Source organism: Kitasatospora sp. NPDC101176, from assembly GCF_044768035.1.
Taxonomy (GTDB): Bacteria; Actinomycetota; Actinomycetes; order Streptomycetales; family Streptomycetaceae; genus Kitasatospora.
In genome coordinates this window covers 53,269-61,650 of the sequence record NZ_JBIWPA010000035.1, presented here as the reverse complement: position 1 = coordinate 61,650, position 8,382 = coordinate 53,269, and the positions used below count along the sequence as shown (strand labels likewise).

Below are 8,382 nucleotides of genomic sequence, written 5' to 3'. Positions count from 1 at the left end.
GCGGGGGGGCCGCGCCGGTTGGGTGGGGGGCGGCCCCCGCCGGGGGGGGGCCCCCGGGCGGGGGGGGGCCGCCCCCGGGGGGGGGGGCCGGGGGGCGGGCGCCCCCCCCCCCGGGCCCCTCCGTGCTGTCCGGTCAGCCTTCCAGGAAGGCCTTGATCGCGCTGGCCAGCAGGTACGGGTCCTCCGCGCCGCACAACTCGCGCGCCGAGTGCATGGAGAGCGCCGCGATGCCGCAGTCCACCGTCCTGATGCCCAGGCGGGCCGCCGTGATCGGGCCGATGGTGGTGCCGCAGGGCATCGCGTTGTTGGAGACGAACGACTGCCACGGGACGCCGGCCTTCTCGCAGGCGGCCGCGAACACCGCCCGGCCGACACCGTCGGTGGCGTAGCGGTTGTTGACGTTCACCTTGAGGATCGGGCCGCCGTTGGGCATCGGGTGGTGGCCCGGCTCGTGCCGCTCGGTGTAGTTCGGGTGGACGGCGTGGCCCATGTCCGAGGAGAGGCAGACCGTCCCGGCGAGGGCGCGGGCGCGGTGCTCCGGGGTGCCGCCGCGGGCGTACACGGTGCGGTCCAGGACGTTGCCGAGCAGCGGGCTCTGCGCGCCGGTGTCGGACTCGCTGCCGGTCTCCTCGTGGTCGAAGGCGGCCAGCACCGGGATGTACGGCAGGTCGGCGGCGCCCTCGGCGGAGGCGACGGCGGCGAGCGCGGCGGTGGCGGCGTGCACCGAGAGCAGGTTGTCCAGGCGCGGGCCGGCCAGCAGCTCGCGGTCGCGGCCCAGGTAGGAGGCGGGCTGGACGTCGTGCGTCATGAGGTCCCAGCCGGCCACGTCGGCCGGGTCCACCCCGGCGCGCTCGGCGACGTAGGAGATCAGCGAGCCCTCGTCGACCGGGCCGAGGCCCCAGATCGGGGTGAGGTGGCGCTGCTTGTCGAGCTTCATGCCGTCGTTGACCTGGCGGTCCAGGTGGATGGCGAGCTGCGGGACGCGCAGCAGCGGCTCGTCCAGCTGGACCAGCCGCCAGCTGCCGTCCTTCAGGGCCAGCCGGCCGGAGAGGCCGAGGTCCCGGTCGAGCCAGGTGTTCAGCGGAACGCCGCCGTAGATCTCCACCGCGACCTGCCGCCAGCCGGCCGAGCCGGTGTCCGGCAGCGGCTTGACCCGCAGGTTGGGCGAGTCGGTGTGGGTGCCGACCACCCGGAACGGCGTCTCGGGGCCGGCGCCCGCGGGCAGGTACCAGGCGATGAGCGCCCCGCCGCGGATCAGGTAGCGGCCGCCGGCGGCGCCGTCCCAGGCGTCGGTCTCGGCGACCTGCCGGAAGCCTGCCTTCTCCAGCCGCTCGGCGGCGCTCGCGACCGCGTGGTACGGGGACGGCGAGGTGCCGAGGAACGCGATCAGATCGTCGCTGTGCGTCCGGTCGAAGAATGCCTGGCGGGCGGCGGCGGTCGACATACTGCTCCTGAGTCGAGGGAGGGTCGAAGCCGGATGGGGAGTCGGCTTCGCACCTTGAGCATATGCCCGTACACGGACAGGGCATTCGGAACGTCCCAACGGATGCGGAACGCGGACGGAACCGTGAAGTGACGCCGCACCGGGCGGCGCACACCCAGGGATCCCCTCCGGTCGCACACGGTCATCGCGGGTGCGGGCGGGTCCGTGCCCGCCACCACCCCGACGGGGCCGAGTGGATGACGTGCCATCAGTTCGCGGCGGCCCCGACGTTCCACCGCCGGAAGGGAGTTGTACCACGGGGCCGGGGGGCCACGGGCGCCGGGGACGCCGAAGGGCCCGGCGGGAGGCCGGGCCCTTCGGTGTGAGGGTTTCGTCGGGCGGTCGGTGGGTGCGGGCCTTAGAAGGCCTCCTCCGCCAGCTCCATGATCTCGTTGTCGATGCCCTCGGCGATCAGGCGCTGCGGGGTGACGGTCGGCAGCACGTTCTTGGCGAAGAAGCGGGCGGCCGCGACCTTGCCCTGGTAGAACGGGACGTCCTTCTCCGAGGCGCCGGCCTCCAGCTTGGCCAGGGCCACCGCGGCCTGGCGCAGCAGCAGCCAGCCGACCACGACGTCGCCGGAGACGAGCAGCAGGCGGGTGGTGTTGAGGCCCACCTTGTACATGTTCTTGACGTCCTGCTCGACCGAGGAGAGGTCGGCCAGCAGCTTGCCGACGATGGCCTCCAGGTCGCCGGCGGCCTTGGCGAGCAGGGCGCGCTCGTCGGCCAGGGCGTCGCCGCCCTCGGCGGAGCCGAGGAACTTCTGGATCTGCTCGGACAGCGCGGTCAGCGCCTGGCCGCCGTCCTTGACGATCTTGCGGAAGAAGAAGTCCTGGCCCTGGATCGCGGTGGTGCCCTCGTACAGGGTGTCGATCTTGGCGTCCCGGATGTACTGCTCGATCGGGTACTCCTGCAGGTAGCCGGAGCCACCGAAGGTCTGCAGGGACTGGGCGAGCTGCTCGTAGGACTTCTCCGAGCCGTAGCCCTTGACGATCGGCAGGAGCAGGTCGTTCAGGCGCTCGGCGGCCTCGTCGCGCTCGCCGCGGAGCTTGGCCGCCATCATGTCGTCCTGGGTGGACGCGGTGAACAGGACCAGCGCGCGCATGCCCTCGGCGTAGGCCTTCTGGGTCAGCAGCGAGCGGCGCACGTCGGGGTGGTGGGTGATGGTGACGCGCGGGGCGGTCTTGTCCAGGAACTGCGAGATGTCGGCGCCCTGCACGCGCTCCTTGGCGTACTCCAGCGCGTTCAGGTAGCCGGTGGAGAGGGTGGCGATGGCCTTCGTGCCGACCATCATGCGGGCGAACTCGATGATCTTGAACATCTGGCGGATGCCGTCGACGGTCTCACCGAGCAGCCAGCCCTTGGCCGGGTGCTTGGCGCCGAAGGTCATCTCGCAGGTGTTGGAGGCCTTGAGGCCCATCTTGTGCTCGACGTTGGTGGCGTAGACGCCGTTGCGCTCGCCGAGCTCGCCGGTCTCCCAGTCGAAGTCGAACTTGGGGACGATGAACAGGCCCAGGCCCTTGGTGCCGGGCTTGCCGCCCTCGGGGCGGGCCAGCACCATGTGGATGATGTTCTCGGACATGTCGTGCTCACCCGAGGTGATGAAGCGCTTCACGCCCTCGATGTGCCAGGAGCCGTCCTCCTGCTTGATCGCCTTGGTGCGGCCGGCGCCCACGTCGGAGCCCGCGTCGGGCTCGGTGAGGACCATGGTGGAGCCCCAGAGGCGGTCGGTCATCCGCTTGGCGACCTCGAGCTGCTCCGGGGTGCCCTCCTCGGCGATGACGCCGGCGAATGCCGGGCCGGAGGAGTACATCCAGATGGCCGGGTTCGAGCCCAGGATCTGCTCGGCGAAGGCCCAGATCAGCGAGTTCGGGGTGACCTGGCCGCCGATGGACTCCGGGATGCCCAGGCGCCACCACTCGGCGTCCATGAAGGTCTGGTAGCTCTTCTTGAACGAGGCGGGGACCGGCGCGGTGTTGGTCTCCGGGTCGAAGACCGGCGGGTTGCGGTCGGCGTCGGCGAACGAGGCGGCGAGGTCGTTCTCGGCGAGGCGCGAGATCTCGCTCAGGATGTTCTTCGCGGTCTCGACGTCCATGTCCGCGAACGGTCCGGTGCCGTAGACCTGCTCGCGACCGAACACCTCGAAGAGGTTGAACTCCACGTCCCGCAGGTTGGACTTGTAGTGACCCATGGCCGTTTTCTCCGGTTCGTCGCTTCCGGGAGACCGCCGCGTTCGGGCGCCCCGTACCCACCAGTAGGCATCATGATGCTACCCAGCGGTAACTTGGGCAAGCCCCCGGCGGTGAATCCGCTATGAACGTGGTCACGTCCCACAAGCCGGGCCGACCACTCCTTGTCAGGATCGACGCCCGCACGAGCGGCCGCGCTCCCGCTAGCCTGTCCGTGTGTACGGATATGACCAGAACGCATACCCGGGCGACCCCTACCAGCAGCAGGCGGGTCCGCAGCCGGGCATGAACGGCATGCCCGGCGCCGACGCCTACGGCGCGCAGTCGCAGACGTCCCAGCAGCAGTCCCTCTACCCCGAACCCTCGCCGCCCTCGTTGGCGGACGCCGTCCGGGCCTTCACCACCGGCTCGATGGCGGTCGAGGACTTCCAGGCCATCTTCATCACCTCGAAGGTGCACTGCCCGCGCGGCGACCGCCCCGGCTTCCTGGCCCTGCACAACACGCCGACCCCGGTGATCCCGATGTTCAGCTCGCTGAAGGAGCTGCGCCGCTACGCCGGCAAGGACTCCAAGCACTTCACCGTCACCGGCGCCGAGGTGCTGGACCTGCTGCCGACCGGCTACGGCTTCGCACTGGACATGGAGGGCGAGCACCGGATGGTGTTCGACGCCAAGGCCGTCGAGCAGATGGTCGACTTCACGATGCGCCGGATGTACGGCTAGCCCACCCCGGAGGAGGAGCCCCGGCTCCTTCGTCACCACTTGGTTCAATTTTCAACTTGCTTGTTGTTGAGGATTGAACTATTCTCGTGGACGTAGGCCAGAGGAACCCCCCGAAGGAGGCCGACATGCCCGCCGTGACCGTCGAGAACCCGCTCGTTCTGCCGCGCGTCGCCACCCCGGACCCCGCCACCACGAGCGCCCGTCCGGTCCTGACCGTGGTCACCGCACCCGAGGGCTACGAGGGCGAGGGCTTCCCCGTCCGCCGCGCCTTCGCCAAGATCAACACCAAGTACCTCGACCCGTTCATCATGATGGACCAGATGGGCGAGGTGGACTATCAGGCTGGCGAGCCGAAGGGGACTCCCTGGCATCCGCACCGCGGCTTCGAGACGGTCACGTACATCATCGACGGGACCTTCATCCACCAGGACTCGCACGGCGGCGGCGGTGTCATCACCGACGGCGACACCCAATGGATGACGGCCGGCTCCGGTCTGCTGCACATCGAGACCCCGCCCGAGTCCCTGGTGGCGACCGGAGGCCTGTTCCACGGCATCCAGCTGTGGGTCAACCTCCCCGCCTCCGACAAGATGACCGCACCGCGCTACCAGGACATCCACGGCGGCCACGTCAAGCTGCTCTCCACCCCGGACGGCGGCGCGATCCTGCGGCTCATCGCCGGCGGAATCGACGGCCACCAGGGGCCGGGCGTCACCCACACCCCGATCACCCTGATGCACGCCAGCATCACCCCGGGCGCCCGGGTCACCCTGCCCTGGCGGCCCGACTTCAACGCGCTCGCCTACGTCCTCAACGGCGACGGCACCGTCGGCGCCGAGGCCCGCCCGATCCACACCGGGCAGGCGGCCGTGTTCGGCGAGGGCGACACCATCACCATCACCGCCGACGCCCGGCAGGACTCCCGCCACCCCAACCTGGACGTGATCCTGCTCGGCGGACAGCCGATCCGCGAGCCCGTCGCCTGGTACGGCCCGTTCGTGATGAACAGCCACCGGGAGCTCCAGCAGGCCATGGAGGACTTCCAGGCCGGGCGGCTCGGCTCCATCCCGACAGACGCCTCCTGACACCGGCGCCCGGCCCGCACGACGACGGCCCTCCGGCCCCCCGTACGGGGCCCGGGGGGCCGTCGTCGTGCCGCGCGCACCGCTACAACAGGGCGTACAGCGCCGAGGCGTCGTCGTGCGCCTTGCCGCGCGGCCAGCGCTCGCAGGCGGCGTCGGCCCGCTCGACCTCGCGGACCTGGGCGATCAGCTCGGCCGGCCCGGACTCCGCGAGCAGCCGCAGCACGTCCGCCCAACTGCCCAGCCCGAAGCGCTCGGTGTAGCGCGAGGCGCCGTCGGTGAGGGCGGCCAGCGCGCGCAGCCGCTCCAGCCGGACGAAGCCGGTCTCGGCGTGCCCGGCGGCCTTCGGACTGGCCGCGGCGATCCACGGGCCGTTGCCGCGGTTGCGGGCGGCCCGGACGGCGAGCGCGTACTCCAGGTGCAGCGCGGCCCGCTCGGCCGTGCCGGGGACGGTCGACCAGACCTGCCGGCGCAGGCCCTCCCCGCCGGGGAAGCGCTGGTTGTCCCCGATCACCTTCGGCGGGCCCTCCTTGTACTCCAGCACCAGCAGCGAGTCGCCGAGCACCAGGTACTCCAGCGACTCGCCGTGCCGCCGGGCGGCGACCACCATCGCGGCCGGGGTGTTGGGGTGCCCGAGGTCGCAGCGGCCGCCGTGCAGGGCGGCCGTCTCCACGATGGCGTCGGACAGGCACTCGGCGATCGAGCGGTCCACCCGGTCGGTGAGCCGGGCGAGCAGGTGCACGCCCAGCCGGCGGACGTACCAGGCCGTCCCGTGCCGGCACCCGGACTCCAGGCCGGTCGGCGAACTCGCACCGTCCAGCAGTACCAGCGCCTCCGGCGAGGCCGCCGCGAAGTCCTCGCTCTCGCGGTCCGGCCGCCGTGCTTCCCCTGCGAGCTGTAGCTGCATCCCGACAGTGTGGCCGCCGCCCCCGGCCCACGCCCAGACCCGTGCGCCGGAGTGGCGCGGGCCGGTCCCCGCCGCCCGGTGGCAGCCGGGGCAATTCGGCCATACCGTCGGATAAGGACTGGACAATTCGGCCAATCAGGGCCACTCAGGTTTGGTAGCACCTTCGGGTGTCAGGGCGGCCCGGGACTGACGAGGAGCAGGACATGGTCTGGCAGTTCATCGTGCTGGTGGCCGCCTCGCTCGGCTTTCCGACCGCCGCGCTGCTCTTCCTGATCGGCGGGCCGCGCTTCCCCGACGAGCAGCGCGGCGGCCGGCACGCGCGGACCTGACCCCCCGGACGGACCGGCCCCGGCCGGGTCAGGGCCGGGCAGCCGGCCCCGGCCGGGTCAGGGCCGCCAGGCGGGGTCGCGGCCCAGCAGCGCCAGCGCGCGCTCGAAACGGCCGCCCCGCGCGTCCGGCTCCAGCCGCGGACCGAAGGCCTTGCCCGGGGTCCGGTTCTCCGGCGCCGCCGGGACGGCCTCGGCGACCGCCGAGAGGGCGGCGGCCAGCGCCTCGTCGGCGTCCACGGCGGCGACCAGCGGGGCCCGGGCGCCGACCGCGGCCGCGACGTCCCAGCCGTGCACCAGGGTGTCGAGCAGGTGGAAGCCCACCGCCAGGTCCGTGGGGACGGCCGCGTCGGGGCGGATCTCCGGGAGCCGGACGGCCGCCCGGCCGGCCGCCGCGGCCCCCCGGAACGCCGCGGTCAGTTCGGCGCCGGTGCGCCGGAAGGCGCCCGCCGGATCGTCCCCCACCGGGGCGTCCGCCCAGAGCGCGAGGTCGGGCCCGGCTCCGCGGGCGGCCGCGGCGAACCCCTGGTGCTGGCCGACGACGTGCGCCAGCAGCCGGCGCAGCGGCCAGCCCGCACACGGGGTCGGCAGGTCGAGCTGGTCCGGCCGTACGGTGTCCACCACCTCGGCGGCCAACTCCAGGGACCGGGCGTGCAGTTCGACCTGTGCGTGCAGTTCGACGAGCTTCATGCGGCGGCGACCTCCGGGCCGGCGGCGGACAGGAATCCGATCACCTGGTCAACGACGGCCGGTTCCGCGACGATCCGGCGGTGGCCGAGGCCCCGGGTCACGACCAGGTCCAGCCGCTCGGCGTAGGCCTCCTTGAGCCGGTGCGCCTGGGCCAGCGGGACGACGTCGTCGCCCTCGTCGTGCAGCACCAGGACCGGCAGGTCGACCGCCGCGCTCCGGCGGGCGGCGTCGTAGCGCTCCCAGACGCCCGCGTCCCCGCCGAACAGCTCGCGTTCGACGCGGTGGCGCAGCGCGCGCTCGACGGCACCGTTCAGCCCGAGCCCGGCGCAGAAGGCGGCGGGGAAGAAGCCGACCTCGGACACCCCGGAGACGGCCGCCAGCCGGCCCGCCCGCAGGCCGTCGGCCAGTGCGCCGAACGCGGCGCAGACGCCGAGCGAGTGGGCGACGACCCCCTCGAACGGGCCGTACCGCTCCTGGAGCAGCAGGGCGAGCTCGCGGAACTCCAGCACGCTGGTGGTCCGCCCGCCGGAGTCGCCGTGGCCGGGGGCGTCGAAGGCGACGGCGCTGAGGCCGAGCTCCCGCAGCCGGGGCACGAAGGGGGCGAACCGGGAGGCGCGGGAGCGCCAGCCGTGCAGGAGCAGGACGGGCCGCTCGCCGTCGCCCCAGCGGTACCCGACCACGGGCTTGCCGTTCACGACGAGGCGCTCGGTGGCGGCCTCCCGGTGGACGTCCTGCTCGGCCGGGCGCACCCGGCTGCGTCGCAGCGGGCGCTGGAACAGCTCGAACGCGGCCCGGCCGGCCGGGCCGGGGGCGAGCCGTGCGGCGGGGTTGAGGACGGTGCGGATCAGTGCCTGGGCCGGGTCCATCGGGTCTCCCTGTCGGTGCTGACGGGCGTGGGGCCGTGCTCGGGGCGAGATATTAGCACGATCGTTCGTGCAGTTTTATGGGCCGGGACGGCCCCGCCCACTACTCTGGGCAGCACGCA

8 protein-coding genes are annotated in these 8,382 nt (G+C 72.8%); 3 read left to right on the top strand and 5 right to left on the bottom strand.

All coding sequences use genetic code 11. The annotated features are described in order from the left end of the window. Nucleotides 1–133: 133 nt before the first annotated feature. Nucleotides 134–1,444 (bottom strand): M18 family aminopeptidase, encoded by a 1,311-nt coding sequence (locus ACIRS1_RS32815; protein ID WP_402845762.1) that lies wholly within the window; start codon nt 1,442–1,444, stop codon nt 134–136. 397 nt (nt 1,445–1,841) lie between these two features. Continuing rightward, nucleotides 1,842–3,671 carry an acyl-CoA dehydrogenase gene (locus ACIRS1_RS32810; RefSeq protein ID WP_360213179.1) on the bottom strand — a complete coding sequence of 610 codons (1,830 nt, stop codon included), beginning with the start codon at nt 3,669–3,671 and terminating at the stop codon, nt 1,842–1,844. Between the two features lie 214 nt (nt 3,672–3,885). Between ACIRS1_RS32810 and ACIRS1_RS32805 the strand changes: the two genes are divergently transcribed. Together ACIRS1_RS32805 and ACIRS1_RS32800 are read left to right on the top strand one after the other, a co-directional pair. After that, a complete protein-coding gene (locus ACIRS1_RS32805) occupies nt 3,886–4,392 on the top strand; it encodes an SseB family protein (RefSeq protein ID WP_387905168.1) in 507 nt (168 codons plus the stop codon). A gap of 125 nt (nt 4,393–4,517) precedes the next feature. After that, nucleotides 4,518–5,477, top strand: a complete 960-nt coding sequence (locus ACIRS1_RS32800) for a pirin family protein (protein ID WP_402845759.1) — start codon at nt 4,518–4,520, stop codon at nt 5,475–5,477. 82 nt (nt 5,478–5,559) lie between these two features. Here ACIRS1_RS32800 and ACIRS1_RS32795 read toward each other — a convergent pair whose 3' ends face one another. Next, on the bottom strand, nt 5,560–6,381 hold the full coding sequence (locus tag ACIRS1_RS32795; RefSeq protein ID WP_360213183.1) for an integrase: 822 nt from the start codon (nt 6,379–6,381) through the stop codon (nt 5,560–5,562). A 203-nt stretch (nt 6,382–6,584) separates the two neighbouring features. On the opposite strand from ACIRS1_RS32795, the gene ACIRS1_RS32790 reads away from it, so the two are divergent. Then, entirely contained in the window at nt 6,585–6,710 is a 126-nt protein-coding gene (locus ACIRS1_RS32790; RefSeq protein WP_360213185.1) for a hypothetical protein, read from the top strand. A gap of 57 nt (nt 6,711–6,767) precedes the next feature. On the opposite strand, the gene ACIRS1_RS32785 is transcribed toward ACIRS1_RS32790, so the two are convergent. After that, nucleotides 6,768–7,397 carry a TIGR03086 family metal-binding protein gene (locus ACIRS1_RS32785; protein WP_402845757.1) on the bottom strand — a complete coding sequence of 210 codons (630 nt, stop codon included), beginning with the start codon at nt 7,395–7,397 and terminating at the stop codon, nt 6,768–6,770. Then, nucleotides 7,394–8,263: an alpha/beta hydrolase gene (locus ACIRS1_RS32780; protein WP_402845755.1), complete on the bottom strand. Its 870-nt coding sequence runs from the start codon at nt 8,261–8,263 to the stop codon at nt 7,394–7,396. The genes ACIRS1_RS32785 and ACIRS1_RS32780 overlap by 4 nt, the downstream gene beginning before the upstream one ends. Nucleotides 8,264–8,382: the final 119 nt, after the last annotated feature.

Excerpts from the sequence above, each read along its gene's own strand:
- ACIRS1_RS32815 (WP_402845762.1), bottom strand. The coding sequence starts at position 1,444 with ATGTCGACCGCCGCCGCCCGCCAGGCATTCTTCGACCGGACGCACAGC.
- ACIRS1_RS32810 (WP_360213179.1), bottom strand. The coding sequence starts at position 3,671 with ATGGGTCACTACAAGTCCAACCTGCGGGACGTGGAGTTCAACCTCTTC.
- ACIRS1_RS32800 (WP_402845759.1), top strand. The coding sequence starts at position 4,518 with ATGCCCGCCGTGACCGTCGAGAACCCGCTCGTTCTGCCGCGCGTCGCC.
- ACIRS1_RS32795 (WP_360213183.1), bottom strand. The coding sequence starts at position 6,381 with ATGCAGCTACAGCTCGCAGGGGAAGCACGGCGGCCGGACCGCGAGAGC.
- ACIRS1_RS32790 (WP_360213185.1), top strand. The coding sequence starts at position 6,585 with ATGGTCTGGCAGTTCATCGTGCTGGTGGCCGCCTCGCTCGGCTTTCCG.
- ACIRS1_RS32785 (WP_402845757.1), bottom strand. The coding sequence starts at position 7,397 with ATGAAGCTCGTCGAACTGCACGCACAGGTCGAACTGCACGCCCGGTCC.
- ACIRS1_RS32780 (WP_402845755.1), bottom strand. The coding sequence starts at position 8,263 with ATGGACCCGGCCCAGGCACTGATCCGCACCGTCCTCAACCCCGCCGCA.